This window comes from Rhodococcus sp. 2G (assembly GCF_001886355.1).
Classification (GTDB): domain Bacteria; phylum Actinomycetota; class Actinomycetes; order Mycobacteriales; family Mycobacteriaceae; genus Rhodococcus; species Rhodococcus pyridinivorans.
The window spans coordinates 305,606-320,493 of sequence record NZ_CP018063.1 but is presented as its reverse complement, the minus strand read 5'-3'; the positions used below and the strand labels follow the sequence as shown (position 1 = coordinate 320,493).

At 67.7% G+C, this 14,888-nt stretch carries 19 protein-coding genes and 1 tRNA gene; 6 read left to right on the top strand and 14 right to left on the bottom strand.

What is annotated here, in order from left to right; genetic code table 11:
* Nucleotides 1-7: 7 nt before the first annotated feature.
* The 4 genes from BO226_RS01605 to mscL (BO226_RS01590) all read right to left on the bottom strand — a co-directional run bounded on the left by BO226_RS01605 (nt 8) and on the right by mscL (BO226_RS01590) (nt 3,000).
* Entirely contained in the window at nt 8-454 is a 447-nt protein-coding gene (locus BO226_RS01605; protein ID WP_071934489.1) for a hypothetical protein, read from the bottom strand.
* Nucleotides 451-2,061 (bottom strand): BCCT family transporter, encoded by a 1,611-nt coding sequence (locus BO226_RS01600; RefSeq protein WP_006553803.1) that lies wholly within the window; start codon nt 2,059-2,061, stop codon nt 451-453. Before BO226_RS01600 ends, BO226_RS01605 begins: the two co-directional genes overlap by 4 nt.
* Nucleotides 2,062-2,175: 114 nt before the next feature.
* Nucleotides 2,176-2,538, bottom strand: coding sequence for a GntR family transcriptional regulator (locus BO226_RS01595; protein ID WP_006553802.1), 363 nt, complete (start codon nt 2,536-2,538; stop codon nt 2,176-2,178).
* A gap of 12 nt (nt 2,539-2,550) precedes the next feature.
* On the bottom strand, nt 2,551-3,000 hold the full coding sequence (mscL, locus tag BO226_RS01590) for a large conductance mechanosensitive channel protein MscL (protein ID WP_006553801.1): 450 nt from the start codon (nt 2,998-3,000) through the stop codon (nt 2,551-2,553).
* A 150-nt stretch (nt 3,001-3,150) separates the two neighbouring features.
* Here mscL (BO226_RS01590) and arsC point away from each other — a divergent pair, with 150 nt between their 5' ends.
* The gene (arsC, locus tag BO226_RS01585) at nt 3,151-3,498 is read left to right on the top strand and encodes an arsenate reductase (glutaredoxin) (protein WP_006553800.1); all 348 of its coding nucleotides are present in this window, start codon (nt 3,151-3,153) and stop codon (nt 3,496-3,498) included.
* A 7-nt stretch (nt 3,499-3,505) separates the two neighbouring features.
* On the opposite strand, the gene arcA is transcribed toward arsC, so the two are convergent.
* The gene (gene arcA, locus BO226_RS01580; protein ID WP_006553799.1) at nt 3,506-4,717 is read right to left on the bottom strand and encodes an arginine deiminase; all 1,212 of its coding nucleotides are present in this window, start codon (nt 4,715-4,717) and stop codon (nt 3,506-3,508) included.
* A 100-nt stretch (nt 4,718-4,817) separates the two neighbouring features.
* Here arcA and BO226_RS01575 point away from each other — a divergent pair, with 100 nt between their 5' ends.
* Nucleotides 4,818-5,285 (top strand): FABP family protein, encoded by a 468-nt coding sequence (locus BO226_RS01575; RefSeq protein ID WP_071934488.1) that lies wholly within the window; start codon nt 4,818-4,820, stop codon nt 5,283-5,285.
* A gap of 61 nt (nt 5,286-5,346) precedes the next feature.
* Here the strand turns inward: BO226_RS01575 and BO226_RS01570 are convergent, their stop codons facing one another.
* From BO226_RS01570 to BO226_RS01545, 7 genes are all read right to left on the bottom strand, one after another.
* Nucleotides 5,347-6,195: an SDR family oxidoreductase gene (locus BO226_RS01570; RefSeq protein ID WP_071934487.1), complete on the bottom strand. Its 849-nt coding sequence runs from the start codon at nt 6,193-6,195 to the stop codon at nt 5,347-5,349.
* Nucleotides 6,196-6,378: 183 nt separating this feature from the next.
* Nucleotides 6,379-6,522: a hypothetical protein gene (locus BO226_RS26890; RefSeq protein WP_153811617.1), complete on the bottom strand. Its 144-nt coding sequence runs from the start codon at nt 6,520-6,522 to the stop codon at nt 6,379-6,381.
* 101 nt (nt 6,523-6,623) lie between these two features.
* Nucleotides 6,624-6,696: transfer RNA gene (locus tag BO226_RS01565), tRNA-Ala, on the bottom strand.
* Between the two features lie 163 nt (nt 6,697-6,859).
* Complete coding sequence (gene sepX / locus BO226_RS01560; protein WP_024103194.1) at nt 6,860-7,678, bottom strand: divisome protein SepX/GlpR; 819 nt, start codon at nt 7,676-7,678, stop codon at nt 6,860-6,862.
* A gap of 256 nt (nt 7,679-7,934) precedes the next feature.
* Nucleotides 7,935-8,570 (bottom strand): GNAT family N-acetyltransferase, encoded by a 636-nt coding sequence (locus tag BO226_RS01555; protein ID WP_019288787.1) that lies wholly within the window; start codon nt 8,568-8,570, stop codon nt 7,935-7,937.
* Nucleotides 8,570-9,823: a molybdotransferase-like divisome protein Glp gene (gene glp, locus BO226_RS01550; RefSeq protein ID WP_019288788.1), complete on the bottom strand. Its 1,254-nt coding sequence runs from the start codon at nt 9,821-9,823 to the stop codon at nt 8,570-8,572. Before glp ends, BO226_RS01555 begins: the two co-directional genes overlap by 1 nt.
* Before the next feature lie 31 nt (nt 9,824-9,854).
* Nucleotides 9,855-10,766, bottom strand: coding sequence for a UTP--glucose-1-phosphate uridylyltransferase (locus BO226_RS01545; RefSeq protein WP_006553794.1), 912 nt, complete (start codon nt 10,764-10,766; stop codon nt 9,855-9,857).
* 61 nt (nt 10,767-10,827) lie between these two features.
* Here BO226_RS01545 and BO226_RS01540 point away from each other — a divergent pair, with 61 nt between their 5' ends.
* The 4 genes from BO226_RS01540 (at nt 10,828) to mscL (BO226_RS01525) (ending at nt 13,188) form a co-directional block, all read left to right on the top strand.
* Nucleotides 10,828-11,430: a 5-formyltetrahydrofolate cyclo-ligase gene (locus BO226_RS01540; RefSeq protein ID WP_024103191.1), complete on the top strand. Its 603-nt coding sequence runs from the start codon at nt 10,828-10,830 to the stop codon at nt 11,428-11,430.
* A gap of 84 nt (nt 11,431-11,514) precedes the next feature.
* Nucleotides 11,515-11,802: an FmdB family zinc ribbon protein gene (locus tag BO226_RS01535; protein ID WP_006553792.1), complete on the top strand. Its 288-nt coding sequence runs from the start codon at nt 11,515-11,517 to the stop codon at nt 11,800-11,802.
* Nucleotides 11,803-11,905: 103 nt separating this feature from the next.
* On the top strand, nt 11,906-12,631 hold the full coding sequence (locus BO226_RS01530; protein WP_006553791.1) for an SAF domain-containing protein: 726 nt from the start codon (nt 11,906-11,908) through the stop codon (nt 12,629-12,631).
* A gap of 125 nt (nt 12,632-12,756) precedes the next feature.
* Nucleotides 12,757-13,188, top strand: coding sequence for a large-conductance mechanosensitive channel protein MscL (mscL, locus tag BO226_RS01525; protein WP_006553790.1), 432 nt, complete (start codon nt 12,757-12,759; stop codon nt 13,186-13,188).
* An 89-nt stretch (nt 13,189-13,277) separates the two neighbouring features.
* Here mscL (BO226_RS01525) and BO226_RS01520 read toward each other — a convergent pair whose 3' ends face one another.
* Both BO226_RS01520 and BO226_RS01515 read right to left on the bottom strand, forming a co-directional pair.
* On the bottom strand, nt 13,278-13,910 hold the full coding sequence (locus tag BO226_RS01520) for an MspA family porin (RefSeq protein ID WP_006553789.1): 633 nt from the start codon (nt 13,908-13,910) through the stop codon (nt 13,278-13,280).
* Between the two features lie 53 nt (nt 13,911-13,963).
* Nucleotides 13,964-14,779, bottom strand: a complete 816-nt coding sequence (locus BO226_RS01515; RefSeq protein ID WP_198040600.1) for an MspA family porin — start codon at nt 14,777-14,779, stop codon at nt 13,964-13,966.
* Nucleotides 14,780-14,888 lie beyond the last annotated feature (109 nt).

Genomic DNA, 14,888 nt, shown 5'->3' with positions numbered 1-14,888 from the left:
TCGTGTGTCACCCGTGATGCCGTCGTCCGGCCGCCGCCCACACCGCGACTCGCGATCCGCGTTCGAGGATGTCGACGATCGCGAATCCTGCCCGTGCGAGAACGGTACTCACGGTCATCGAGACGGTTCCGGTGTCCTCCCCCGGTCCTGCCCCGTCGATCACCCACAGTTGTCCGTCGTCGGTCAGCAGCGGCGCGAGGGCGGCCGCGGCGGCGGTGTCCTCGCGGAGGTCGGGGATGTCGAGTGCGTAGATGCGGTCGAACTTCTCCCGCTGCGCGAACTCGTGGGCGCGGGTCACCGAGGGTGCCACGCGCACGCGGCCGTGGGGACCGACGTTCTCGGCGACCACGGCGGAGGCGGGCCCGGCGTCGATCGCGAGGACGGACGTGCCCGGACGCGCATCGAGGACGTCGAGCAGGAACTCGACGTCCGCGATGTGGGACCGCTCGGTCATTCGACCTTGCGCAGTGTCCGTTTCCTGCGCCCGCCCGTGATCAGGGGGTCGCGCTGCAGATCCCGGTACAGCGACACGCACAGACCGATCATCACGAGGAGGAAGGGAGCTGCCGCGATGATCGTCATCGTCTGCAGGGCGTTGAGGGCTTCCTCGCCGCCGCTCCACAGCAGCAGGGCCGCGACACCGCCGGTGAGTCCGCCCCAGAAGACCACGACGCCGCGATTCGGCGCGAGGGTGCCGCGTTGACTGAGGCTGCCCATCACCATCGACGCGGAGTCCGCTCCGGAGATGAAGAAGATGGCGATGAGGAGCATCGCGACGACCGTGGCGATGCCGGTGAGCGGGAGGTTGCCGAGCACCCCGAACAGCTGTCCTTCGACGCTGTCGGCACCCGCGATGTCCAGGCCGTCCAGCTGCTGTCCGATACCGGCGCCGCCGAACACCGAGAACCAGATGAGGCTGACGAGGCTCGGGACGAGGATGACACCGACGATGAACTCGCGGATGGTGCGGCCGCGGCTGATGCGGGCGAGGAACATGCCGACGAAGGGCGCCCACGAGACCCACCACGCCCAGTAGAAGATCGTCCAGCTCGACAGCCACTCACCTGCGGCCTCGTTGGAGGCGGCCGTGCGCGCCGACATGCGGGCGAACTCCGCGGCGTAGGCACCGAGGGTGGTGGGCACGAGGTTGAGGATGAAGACGGTGGGTCCGAGCACGAACACGAAGATCGCCAGGATCGCGGCGAGCACCATGTTGATGTTCGACAGATATTGGATGCCCTTGGCGACACCCGTGACCGCGGAGGCGATGAACGCGAGCGTGAGCAGTGCGACGATCGCGACGAGCAGCATCACTCCGGCCGTCTCGAGCCAGCCGGTGACCTCGAAGCCCGAGCCGATCTGCAGCGCGCCCAGGCCGAGCGACGCCGCGGTGCCGAACAGGGTCGCGAACAGGGCGAGGATGTCGATGACCTTGCCGAGCGGACCTTCGGCCCGGCGTCCCAGCAGCGGGATGAACGCCGAGCTGATGAGCTGCTTGCGACCCCTGCGGAAGGTGCCGTAGGCGATGGCCAGACCCACCACGGCGTAGATCGCCCAGGGATGCAGGCTCCAGTGGAACATCGAGGTCGCCATCGCGACGCCGGTGCCGCCGGTGCTGCCCGGTGGCGGCTCGACGAAGTGCGAGAGCGGTTCGGCGACACCGAAGAACATCAAGCCGATGCCCATGCCGGCGGCGAACATCATCGAGATCCAGCTGACGGTGCGGAACTCCGGCTTCTCGTCGTCCTTGCCGAGCGGAATGCGGCCGTATCGGCTCACCGCCAGCCAGAGCGCGAAGAACACGAATCCGCTCGCCGTGAGCACGAACAACCAACCGAACTCGACGACGATCCAGTCGAGGATGTTCCCGGTAACGGTCCCGAAATTGTCGGTGGCGGCCAGGCCCCACACCACGATCGCCGCGACCAGCGCGGCAGCGACTCCGAAGACCACTTTGTCGGTCTGCGGCGGATGCGCCGCGGACGCGGCTACTTCAGAAGCACGGGCGCCCGAGACCTCGTCGATCTCCTCGGACCCGGGCCGATCACCAGGGACATTCATGCGAACAAACCTTGCAAGTTTCGGGCGCCTGCGGAGCGGAATCGTCGAACCCGAGAAAATCATCACATTCCGGACGCGCCGTGCATTCTCTGCACGAACCGGAAGATCGGCAGGTCAACCCGCGCGCAGGGCGGCCGAGACGAACTCGAGGATCTCCTCGTCGGACATCCCGAGTGCCCTCACCTCGGTGACGTACTCGTTGGTGGATCGCTGGGCCCGCGTGCGGGTGGGATCGCCCGTGTCGGCGACGAACGTCCCCGCCCGCCCCCGGGCCTCGAGCACACCCACCTTCTCGAGTTCCCGGTAGGTCTTGGCGACCGTGTTCGGAGCGATGCCGAGGGTGTCGGCGAGGCCCCGGACGGTGGGCAGCTTGGTACCAGCGATCAGCTCACCATCGTGGACCAGGTCGACGATGCGTCGCCGCAGTTGCTCGAACGGCGGGACAGGCGAGTCTGGATCGATGGCGAGGTCGAACATTCTCGCAGGTTATCAGCGCTCGGTGACCTTGACGGGCGCTTCGGCCGAGGGCACCTCGGCAGGGGCGTGGTTGTAACTCCCGGTCTCGAGCAGGTCGCGGATCTGGATGAGCAGATCGGTCTCGCTCAGCGGCTCGTCCTCGGGCTCCTTCTCCGGCGCGAAGCGGGCCTTGGCCGCGTTGACCGGCACGATGAGCACGAAGTAGACGACGGCCGCGATGATCAAGAAGTTGATCGCCGCGGAGATGACGGCGCCCAGGTTGACGAAGGTCGCGTCGTTCGACGAGAGCAGGCGGAAGCCGAAGCCCATCTCATTGTCGCCACCCACAGCAGCGACCAGCGGGTTCACGATGTGATCGGTGAACGCCGTGACGATGGACGTGAACGCCGCGCCGACGACCACTGCGACGGCGAGTTCGACGACATTTCCGCGCAGCAGGAAATCCTTGAAACCTTTGAGCATCGTGCTCCGTGCCTTTTCTGGTGAGAAGTCGAAAAACTTCAGTGCGCGGAGATCGTAGTAACGCTGCCCACCGGCTTCAACAGGGACGAATCGGGCAACACGGCGGCGGGTGGCAGCGGGTTACGGATTGCGCCGGGGCAGAATCGGGCCATGGCAACCACGGCGACGATCTATCACAACCCGCGCTGCAGCACGTCACGCAACACTCTGGCGTTGCTGAAGGAGAACGGACTCGAACCCACGGTCATCAAATATCTCGAGACTCCGCCCTCCCGAGACGAACTGCAGGCGCTGCTCGATGCGGCAGGTCTCACACCGAGTCGAGCGATCCGGAAGAAGGAATCGCTCTACAAGGAGCTGAACCTGGCCGAGGCGTCCGAGGACGAACTGCTCGATGCGATGGTCGCGAATCCGATCCTCATCGAGCGTCCGCTGGTCGTCACCGACAAGGGCACCGTGCTCGCGCGTCCGGTCGACAAGGTGCGCGAGATCCTCTGACGAGGAGTTACAGGACCGCCCGCGAGAGCGGGCACGACATGCATCGTGGACCGCCGCGGCCGGAACCGAGTTCCGACCCGGCGATCCGCAGTACCTCGATCCCCGAATCCTCGAGGCGGGTGTTCGTCTCGACATTGCGTTCGTAGGCGACGACGACGCCGGGCGCCACGGCCAGCGTGTTGTTCCCGTCGTCCCACTGCTCACGCTCGGCGACAACGGAATCCAGACCGGTGTCGATGACACGCAGTTTCTCGATCCCCATCGCGTCGGCGGCGGCCTCGAGGAAGGGGCGCGGCCCCGAGATCTGCACCGCGCCGTTCTCGCGGTGGATGGCGAACGCCTGGAGGCTGTCCCGGATCGCCGGGTACATCACCACCGCGTCGACGTCGACCATCGTGCACACGGTGTCGAGGTGCATCGACGCCCGGCGCTGCTCGATCGGGACCGCCAACACGGTGTGCGCGAGCTCGTCGTCGAAGACACTGCGCGCCAACGCTTCCGCACCGGCCGGACTCGTCCTCTCCCCCACCCCCACGGCGACGACGCCGGGCGCGAGGAGCAACACGTCGCCACCCTCGACGGGCGCGGTGTGCGATTCGTACGCGCGTCGCACGTGGAGGAATTGCGGGTGAAAGGCGTAGATGAGGTCGGTGAGGCTGGTCTCGCGCCGGCGCGCGGGCAGCGCAAGATTGGGGATCGCCACGCGCGAGCCGATCCAGAAGGACGAATCGCGCGTGAAGAGCAGGTTCGGCAGCGGTGCGATCGCGAAATCGGAACCGTGGTGCATCAGCCGCACGAGGGACGGGGCAGCGCCGTTGCCCACCGCGGGCAGTTCGTCGAAGGTCATGCCCGCGATGAGGATCCGGGCGAGCTCGGCAGCGGGCAGGGCACGCAGATGGCCCGTCAACTCCTCCGCGAGGGCATAACCGAGACGCTGTGCGTCGACGGCCGACGACACGCTTTGCACCCGCGCGGCGCCACTGGCCTCGAGTGTCTCGGTGAGCAGGTCGGCCAGCAGGAACACCTCCACCCCGCGGCTGCGCAGCAGCTCGACGAAGGCGTCGTGTTCCTCCTGGGCGCGCGCCACCCACGGCAGGGCGTCGAAGAGCAGCTGGTCGTTGTTGCGGGGCGTGAGGCGTTCGAGTTCGGCACCGGGCCGGTGCAGCATCACGGCGCGGAGTTCACCGACTTCGGACTCGACACCCCAGCGATGACTCATATGCTCACGGTATCGCGCAGGACGGCGGCATCCGGGTCAGGCGCGTCGAGTACGGCGGCAACGATTGCGAAGAACACACCGAGAACACGAGGGAGATTTCATGGCCGACGACCCGCTCGGGTGCCTGGCACCGTTCGCCGGGCGCTGGACCGGAGGTGGCGACGGCCACTACCGCACCATCGACGACTTCGCGTACGACGAGACGATCGAGTTCGCCACCATTCCCGGAAAGCCCGTCCTGATGTACGTCAGCCGTACGCGGCACCGCACGGAGGGACGCCCGTTGCACACCGAGAACGGCTACCTGCGCCGCAGCGGCGACGACGTCGAACTGCTCGTCTCGCAGCCCACCGGGTTCGTCGAGATCCAGCGGGCCCGGCCGGAGGGCGGCGTGCTGGACTTCACCACCCTCACCCTGGAGCGCTCACCCGACGCCAAGCCCGTGCACGAGGTCCGGCGGCGTTTCGAGGTCGACGGCGACGTGCTGGTCTACGACTTCTGGATGGCCCACGCCGACACCCCTCTGACGCATCATTTGCACGCCGAGCTGCACCGCGCGCCGGAATGATTCAGGTGGTTCCGGCCCCGCCGAGCGGTGTCGGATCCACTGAATCATGTCGCGCCGAATTTCATTTGGTGCCGACGACGCGACGGAAGTAGTCGTTGGCGGCCTGCATGACGAGGTTGTAGGGCGGCGCGAACTTACGCGCCCACCAGTAACCGAACCGGGTGTCGAAGGACGTGTAGACCATGAAGCGGTTCTTCAGGATGCCGGTGACGATGCGCTCGGCCACCTTCTCGGGAGTCGCGGCGTGGCGGACGAACCGTTGGGTGAGTTTGCGGACCTCGGGACGATCACGGTCGACGCCGACGATCTGCACGGTGTCGACGAGCGGTGTACGCACGGCCCCCGGGACGACCAGCGAGACACCGATGCAGTCGCGCTTGAGGTCGAACCGCAGCACCTCCGACACTCCCCGCAGACCGAACTTGCTTGCGCTGTAGGCGGCGTGCCACGGCAGGGCGAGCAGCCCGGCGGCCGAGGAGACGTTGACGATGTGCCCGCCGCGACCGGCCTCGATCATGGCCGGCACGAAGTTCTCGATGACGTGGATGGGCCCCATGAGGTTGACGTCCACCATGAGCTTCCAGTGCTCGTGCTGCAGCCGGTCGACGGTGCCCCACACCGACACTCCGGCGACGTTGGCGACGATGTCGAGCGACCCGCACGCCTCGTGCACGTCGCGGGCGAAGGCGGTGACGGCCTCGTAGTCGGAGATGTCGAGGGCGGCCGAGTGCAGCACGGTGCCGCCGCGTTCACGAACGCTGCGGACGACCTCGTCGAGGGCCGCCTCCTGCAGGTCGGTGAGCACCAGCCGGGCCCCGCGATCGGAGGCCGCATGGGCCAGGGCGCGGCCGATTCCGCTGGCCGCGCCGGTCACAAGGAATTTGGTTCCGCGCAGGTCGGTGATCGCCATGGCGACACCCTAGCCTCGCCGTGACGACTCGACGCTCCGGCGCGCCACGGACGAACCGGATGCGCCGGAGCGAAGCGACTTGTGTGTCCGGAGCGAAGCGACTTGTGTGTCCGAGCGAAGCGACTTGTGTGTCCGAGCGAAGCGACCTGTGAGCCGGAGTGTTGGGCTCCGGCGGATGGAAACTCAGAGCCGCTGGGCCATCTCCTCCTGGTATTGCCGAATCGTGCGCTCGATCATCTCGACATCGTCGTGGCGATTCTCGCTGCGCGCGAGGTCGGCGCGCTCGCGCAGTACCCGGATCGCCCGACGCAACTCGTCGTCACTCATCCTGTGGTCCATGCCACACAGTCTGCCGGGTTCGGCGTGGACCCGCCAGCGAATGGCCCTGCATACGACGAAAGCCCCGCCGAGGGCGGGGCTTTCAGGGGTGGAGCTGAGGGGAATCGAACCCCTGACCTCTTCGATGCGAACGAAGCGCGCTACCAACTGCGCCACAGCCCCGTAGGTTCCGAGGGAACCGACTCGCAAACTCTAGCAAACCACCCCGTCCATCACGAAATCGGAGTGTCGGCGCAGGTGACGGGCGATTTCACGGCCTGCTCCGAAGCCGGGTCGGGGCCCGCACAGATTCGATGCGGGCCCCGCCGTAAGCGTCGCAGGACGATCATTCCCCCACTGCGCGGGGAACGACGTAGTCGCCGGACTCGTCGTCGCCGTCGCTCGCTCGGACGTCGTAGCCGTGGTCGATGCCGTAGTCGTCCTCGTAGCGATCGAGGTGCTCGAACTCCGGATCCTCGTCGTCGACCTCGAGGACCACGGCCCCCGGGCGACGCAGGCGCTGTGGAACGTCGTCGTGGCCGCCGCGGGCCCCCGCGCGGGACCGTTGCAGTCGCGCGAGGCGACGCCGCCGGATCTCCTGCTCGAGATGCACCTGGCGCCGCAGGTAGAACAGATAGGCGACGAGGGCCACGGCCGCGAGACCGGCGAGCCACCACATGACCGACGAGACGATCAGGGCGAGCGCCGAGGTCATGATCGCGGCGATCAGCAGGCCGAGGACGGCCCGCTGCCGGAATTCGTATCGTGCGGCGCTGGCGACCGCATCGGCGTGCGGGTCGAATCCGCCGCGGCCCCGGCGTTGCGGTGCGTGTGCGCGCACGGGCTCACGATCGGGTGCTGCTTCGTGGTGGACGTCGGCCTCGTCGGAATCGATCTCCGGCCTGTCGTCGAGTTCAGTGTTCATGCGGTCCTCCGCGGGGGTGCGGTGCGTGCGGTCACGACTCGGACGCCAATGAGGATCGCTGCGGTGCCCGGCGGCCGGCCCTCGAGGGGTGATCGGCTCGTCGTCTCCGCGGTGCAGAACTCGAGTTGCGAGCGCGGCGTCGGTCGTCTGCCGGATTCGAGGACGCTTCGTGACCAGCATGGGAACCAGAACGAACAACCACACGGCAACGAGCCCGATCCACAGAAGCGAGTTCGGCATCCGGTGGTCCTCCCTCCAGTCGTCGCCCTACCAGCCCGTCGACGCCACCGACCTACATGAGGCTAACGGCATCACCGCGTTTACCTGTACAGAAACGCCGACTCGATCGACAACAGACGTCACTCGAGTCACGCGAAACCAATTGACACTTTCTTCACTCTAATCACAGAGATCCCACACGCGCTGGGGATTGTTACTCGAGTTGCGAGTAACCTGCGTTACATAGCGGACGAACCCGACTCGAGACGGAAAGCGATCAGGACCAGGTCGCGCGACCGGCACGGACGAGGCGATCCGAGACCGAGCCCGGCACCTCCTCGACCGTCATCGCGACCAGCAGATGGTCGCGGAACCGGCCCTGGACGTCGAGGTAGCGCTTCAGCAGACCTTCCTCGCGGAAGCCGACCTTGCGCAGCACCGCGCGGCTGGCCTCGTTCTCCGGGCGCACGGTGGCCTCGACGCGGTGCAGCCCGACCGGGCCGAAGCAGTGGTCGAGGCCCAGGGCGACGGCGGCGGTCGCGACACCGAGGCCGTTGACCTCCTTCTCCACCCAATAGCCGATCCAGGCCGAGCGCAACGCTCCGCGCACGATGTTGCCCACCGTCAGCTGCCCGCAGAATCTGCCGTCCAGCTCGATGGCCATCGGCAGCATCAGGCCCTTGTGGGCCTCCGAGCGCAGACTCCGGTAGAGCCCGGGCCACACCGAGATGTGGTGCCGCATGTCCCACGGCGCCTCACCGGTCGGCTCCCACGGCTCGAGATGCGCGCGATCACGCAGACGCAGACGGCTCCACGCCGCGGCGTCGCGCAGTCGGATCGATCGGACGGTCACCACGCCCCCTGCCACCCGCAGCGGCCCGAGCTCCGCCGGCCAGCCGGGATGACGGGACATCAACCACGCTGCCCGAGGAACGCCACGTCCACCGGGTCTCCCGTGCGGATTTCGGAGACCTCGGGATCGACGATGACGAGACAGTTCGCCTCGGCGAGGGTGGCGAGCAGATGCGACGACGAACCCGCGGCGCCGCCGAGCGCCTGCACGAGATAGTCGCCCGTCGTTTCGTCGCGCATGAGCCGGCCGCGCAGGAAACCCTTGCGATCGGGGATCGAGGTGATGGGGGCGACCGTGCGTGCCGAGACCACGCGGCGCATCGGCTGGCGACGGCCGAGCGCGATGCGGATCAGCGGCCGGACCATCACCTCGAAGACGACGAGCGCGCTCACCGGATTGGCGGGCAGCAGGAAGGTCGGCACCTCGTCGCGGCCGAGACGTCCGAAGCCCTGGACCGAGCCCGGATGCATCGCGATCCGCTCGACGCCCATCTCGCCGAGATCGGACAGCGCCTCGCGGACCTCCTCGAGCGCGCCGCCGCCCACGGCCCCGGCGATCACGACGATCTCGGCGCGGATCAGCTGACCCTCGACGACCTCGCGCAGCCGCTTCGGGTCGGTACTGGCGATCCCGACCCGGTTGACGTCGGCTCCGGCGTCACGCGCGGCCGCGGCCAGCGCGTAGGAGTTGACGTCGTAGACCTGTCCCGGCCCCGGGGTGCGGTCGACGTCGACGAGTTCGCCGCCGACGGAGATGACCGACAGTCGCGGGCGCGGATGGACGAGCACCTTGTCGCGGCCGACCGCGGCGAGCAGACCTACCTGGGCGGCCCCGATGATCGTCCCGGCCCGCACTGCGATGTCGCCGGGCTGGACGTCGTCGCCGGTGCGGCGCACGTAGTCGCCGGACCGCACCGGTTCGAGCACCTTGATGCGCGCGGCACCGCCGTCGGTGTTGTCGAGCGGCAGCACCGCGTCGGCGAGCGTCGGCAGCGGCGCACCGGTGTCGACGCGCACCGCCTGACGGGGCTGGAGACGGATCGGCTGACGCGAACCGGCACGCACCTCGCCCACGACCGGCAGCGTCACCTCGGCGGGCGCGGACCCGCCGTCGGTCTCGGCCGGGGCTTGGAGGTCGACGCTGCGCACGGCGTAGCCATCGATCGCCGCCTGGTCGAATCCGGGTAGGGGTCGCTCGGTGACCACTTCCTCCGCGCACAGCAGACCCTGCGCCTCGGAAATGGCCACCCGGACCGGCCGGGGTGCGACTGCCGCCGCCGTGACCCTGGCCTGCTGATCCTCAACCGACCGCATACCGCTTCTCGTCCTCCAGCCCGTCCTGCAGTCAGCGCTTCAAGCGCTCGATGAGCCACTCGCGCAGCGAGGGCCCGTACTCTTCCGTGTTCAACGCCGAGTCAACCGCAGCGCGCAGATAGCCCCCGGGATTTCCGAGGTCGTGTCGGGTGCCGCGGTGCACCACCACGTGAACGGGGTGGCCCTCGGAGATGAGCAGGGCGATCGCGTCGGTGAGCTGCAACTCTCCCCCGGCTCCGGGCTCGATGCGACGCAGTGCGTCGAAGATCGCCCGGTCGAGCAGGTATCGGCCGGCGGCGGCGAAGGTCGACGGTGCGTCCTCTACGGCCGGCTTCTCGACCATGCCGAGTACCTTGAGCACGTCGGGGTTGGCGGCGTCCGGCACGACCTCGACGTCGAAGACGCCGTACGCGCTGACCTGTTCCTTGGGCACGTCGATCGCGCACAGCACAGAACCGCCACGCTTGGCGCGGACGCGCTGCATCGTCTCGAGCACGCCGACCGGCAGCACGAGGTCGTCGGGCAGCAGCACGGCGATCGCGTCCTCGTCGGGATCGAGCGCCTCTTCGGCGCACGCCACGGCGTGACCGAGGCCGAGCGGCTTCTCCTGGACCACGGACTCGACCTCGAGCAGCCCCTGGGCCTTGCGGACCTTGGCGAGGAGCTCGTACTTGCCCTTCTCCTCGAGCTTGGACTCGAGGACGAGGTCCTCGACGAAGTGCGCGACCACGCCGTCCTTACCCGGCGCTGTCACGATGAGAAGGCGTTCGGCGCCCGACTCCGCGGCTTCACCCGCCACGAGCTCGATGCCGGGCGTGTCGACCACCGGCAGGAGTTCCTTCGGAACCGTCTTGGTTGCGGGAAGGAACCGCGTCCCCATACCTGCTGCGGGGACAACCGCGGTCTTGAAATGCCGCGTGCCTCCGGTCGTACTGTTCGTCATAGACTCCCACCCTAAACTTCGGCCACCGAGGACGGTGGTTCGGCGATCGTAAGGCGCAGACATGCCCCCACCCCCGAAAGCGGTCTGGCGTGACCGCATTCTTACAGCTCGGCGCGAGCTGAGTGCTGCGAGGCGCAGAATCGAGGACACCGCGCTCGCCACGGTGGCCTCGACGCTGGCCCCGGCGGGGTCGATGGTGTGCGCATATGTGCCCGTGGGTTCGGAGCCCGGATCGATCGCGCTCCTCGACGCTCTGACCGAGGCCGGAACGACGGTGCTCGTCCCGGTGACCCGCACCGGCGAACCGTTGTCGTGGGCCCGCTACATGGGCGAGAAGACGCTGATGGCGGCCGATTTCGGGCTGCGCGAGCCGGGTGGTGAGATCTTCCCGCCCGAGGCGGTGGCGAAGGCTCACACGGTGCTCGTCCCGGCCCTGGCGGTGGACGCGCGGGGCGTGCGGCTCGGCCGCGGCGCCGGCTTCTACGACCGCACCTTGCACCTCGCCTCACCCGAGGCCGTGATCATCGCGGTGGTCCGCGATGAAGAGCTCGTCGACGAACTCCCCGAGGACCCCCACGACATCCGTATGGGATGGGCGCTGACACCCGGGAAAGGGCTGGTCCGGCTCGGTAGCGGCGACCGTGCGGAACAACACACTCCCTAGCGCTGTTGGCACTGTCGGCGGTAGAGTGCCAAAACTGCAGTACGACGAATACTGCGGTTCGACGAACTGGCGGAGGATCAACCGGTGCCCACCTACTCATATGCCTGCACGGCCTGCGACAACAAGTTCGACATCGTGCAGTCCTTCAGTGACGACTCCCTGACCGAATGCCCGCAGTGCGAGGGCAAGCTGCGCAAGCTCTTCAACTCGGTCGGCATCGTGTTCAAGGGCAGCGGCTTCTACCGCACCGACTCCCGCAGCGGCAGCACCGCGAGCGAATCCGCGTCGACGAGCTCGACCAGCTCCTCGTCGAGCGACAGCAGCTCGTCGTCGAGCAGCACGTCCTCGGCTCCGGCGGCCGCCGCGAGCTGACCTCCGGACTCCTTTGTCCACAGGCGGTCGAGTCATCCACAGACCGCCGTCTCCGAGGGTTCATCGGGGCCGACAGAGCATCCCCACCTTCTAGGTTCGGGGCATGCCCGTCGGCCCTTTCTCGTTCCTCCAGCGTGCGCGCGCGCATCCGCACCACTCGCGCTCCTCTGCGGGTGCCTCGCTGCAGCCCACCCTCCCCGACCGGTTCGTCGAACTCCTCCGCCCCGGCTGGTCGCGCATCGTCCGGGCCCGACGGATCGCGGCCGGACTCCTCGCCGTCCTCGCGGTGATCCTCGCGCTGCGCGGCGACCCCGACACCGATCGTGTGGGTGTCGTTGTCGCGGCTCACGATCTCGCGCCCGGGCACACCCTCACGGCCGACGATGTCGCGCACGTGGAGCGCGATCGGTCCACTGTGGTCGCCGGGACCCTGCACGACGTCGACGACGCCGTGGGCCACACTCTCGCCGGCCCTGTGCCGGCCGGTGAACCCCTCGTGGACACCCGCCTTCTCGGTCCTCGTCTCGCCGCAGTCGCCACCGGCTCCACCGAGGCCCGCGTAGTGCCCATCCGGCTCGCCGATGCCGGGGTGAGCGAACTGCTCCGTGAGGGCGACCGCGTCGATGTCCTGACGGTGACGGAGACCGAAGAGGGACCCCTGCCCGGCGCCCACGTCCTCGCTCGGGGTGCAGTGGTGGTGCTGGCCGAATCCGGCGGTTCGACGAGGGATCGGAACGAGCGGGTCGTGCTGGTCGCGCTGGAGCCCGAACCTGCCACGGCGGTCGCGGCGGCGTCACTCGTCAGTGCTCTGACCGTCACACTGCACTGAGCATCCGCTCGTTTCCCCAGCGCAATCGCCACCCGTAACCGACCTCGCGGTTTATCGTGTGAACGTCCGTGTGACCTACCTCATGTGCGCGGCTCCGGCGGACAGGCCGCGAAAAGGAGCACACCATGCTGAAGGGCTTCAAGGACTTCATACTCAGGGGCAACGTCCTCGATCTCGCCGTCGCGGTCGTGGTCGGTGCGGCATTCACCGCTATCGTCACCGCCTTCACCGCGAACATCATCGAGCCGCTCATCAGCGCGGTGGGCGGCGACAACGAGATGGGCTGGGGCTTCGAGATCGTGAGCGGCAACCCGGAGACCTTCGTGAACATCGGCGCGGTGATCTCCGCGATCATCAACTTCATCATCATCGCCGCGGTCGTGTACTTCGTGCTCATCGTCCCCGCCAACGCGGCGAAGAAGAAGTTCGTCACCGAACCGGAGGACAAGCAGGCCAGCGCCGAGGACCTGCTCATCCAGATCCGCGACATCCTCGAGGCACAGGCCGGCCAGGCTACTCAGGGCGCTCACGCCAAACCCAACCCGGGCATCGAGTAGGTGGTCGACGACGAAAAAGACCGGGCCCGCTCGAGATTCGAGCGAGCCCGGTCTTGTCGTGCTGTGTTCGGCCTGAGCCGGACGTCTACTTAGACGGTCCAGGGAGCGCCGTAGGTGGTGACGTTGTCGCCGTTGGCCGTGATGGCGCGGACGAACGGACGGACCTGGACGGCGCCGAGGACGCCGGAGGCCGTGCCGTGGACGTTGGAGAACTGAACGGTCTTGAAATCACCGTCGAACTCGCCCTCGGCGACGACGAGCTCCTCGATGCCCGGAGCCGGGGTCAGCTCGAGCTCGGCGTAGGCCTGCGGGAGGATGTCGGTAACGGTTGCGCCGACAGAGTCGCTGATCTCGAGCTCCAGCTGCGGGGTGGAGTAGGTCACGCCGATGGCACCGTCGATGCTGCCGGCCCACGCGAACTGGTAGCCGAACTGGAAGGTGGTGCCCTCGGCGTCGGCTGCGCCCTCACCGAGGAGGTTCGCGGTGCCGCGGCCGTTGTGGAAGAACTCGCGGTTGAACGGGCTGCCACCGAGGGCCGGAACACCCTGGATGAAGGTGTCTTCCTGGGTCACGACGACCTCGAGGCCGTCGGAGACGATGCGGTTCTGGTCGTTGACCTCGGCCGAAGCGGCGCCCGAGGCACCGAGCACCAGACCGAGGACGGCGGCACCGGCGACGGTGGCGTTACGAGCGGCCTTGAAGCCACGCGACTTGATTCCCATGATTACTCCGTTTGTGGTGGTGGGGATTTCTTGCGGGATGGCGCGGAGCAGGACTAGAGGGTCCAGACCTGGCCGTAGGTGGTGACGTTGTCGCCGTTCTCGGTGATCACACGGACGAACGGACGGAGGGAGACCGGGCCGATGACGCCTGTAGCGGCACCGTGGACGTTGGCGATCTGAACTTCCTTGAAGTCGCCGTCGAACTCACCTTCGGCGACTACAACCTCTTCGATACCAGGAGCCGGGGTCAGCTCGATCGCGACCGTAGCCTGCGGCAGCAGCCCGGACGTTTCGAGGGCGTCCTCGGCGTACGGCTCAGGGCTGGTCTTCCCATTCGGGACGAACAGCGGGTCACCCTTTTCGGTGCCATCTGTTGTCGCGGGGACGCGGTCCTCTGCTTCGACAACGTTGCCGTCGTAGTCGATGTACTTACCGTCGTCGTTGGTATTCCACACCTGGTCGTAGAGAGGCACGTTCTTGACACCTCGCACTGCACCCAGCTCAATCTGCGGGCTGGTCCAGCTGAAACCGACCGCGCCGTCTACCGAAGCGCTCCACGCGACCTGGTAGCCGAACTGGAAGGTCGAACCCTCGAAGTCCGCCGCCTCGGGGCCGACGATGTTGGCGATGCCGCGGCCGTTGTGGAACCACTCACGGCTCAGCGGGCTGCCGCCGATCGGGGGCACACCGTTGATGAAGGTGTCCTCCTGCGTGACGATGACCTCGTGGCCGTTGGAGACGATCCGGTTCTGGTCGTTGACCTCGGCACCTGCGGCGCCGGCCGATCCGAGAACCAGACCGGCCACAGCAGCTGCTGCCACCGTGGCGTTGCGGGTGGCCCGGAAGCCACGTCGCGTCTGAATCTTCATGAATGCCTCATCCGTTCTCTGCGTGCCGGGTTGCGCACCGCGTCCGACAACAAGTGGTCGCCCTGTCGCCCGCGGGCCGCTGTCCACAGCGAACACACCGGCGGATCAC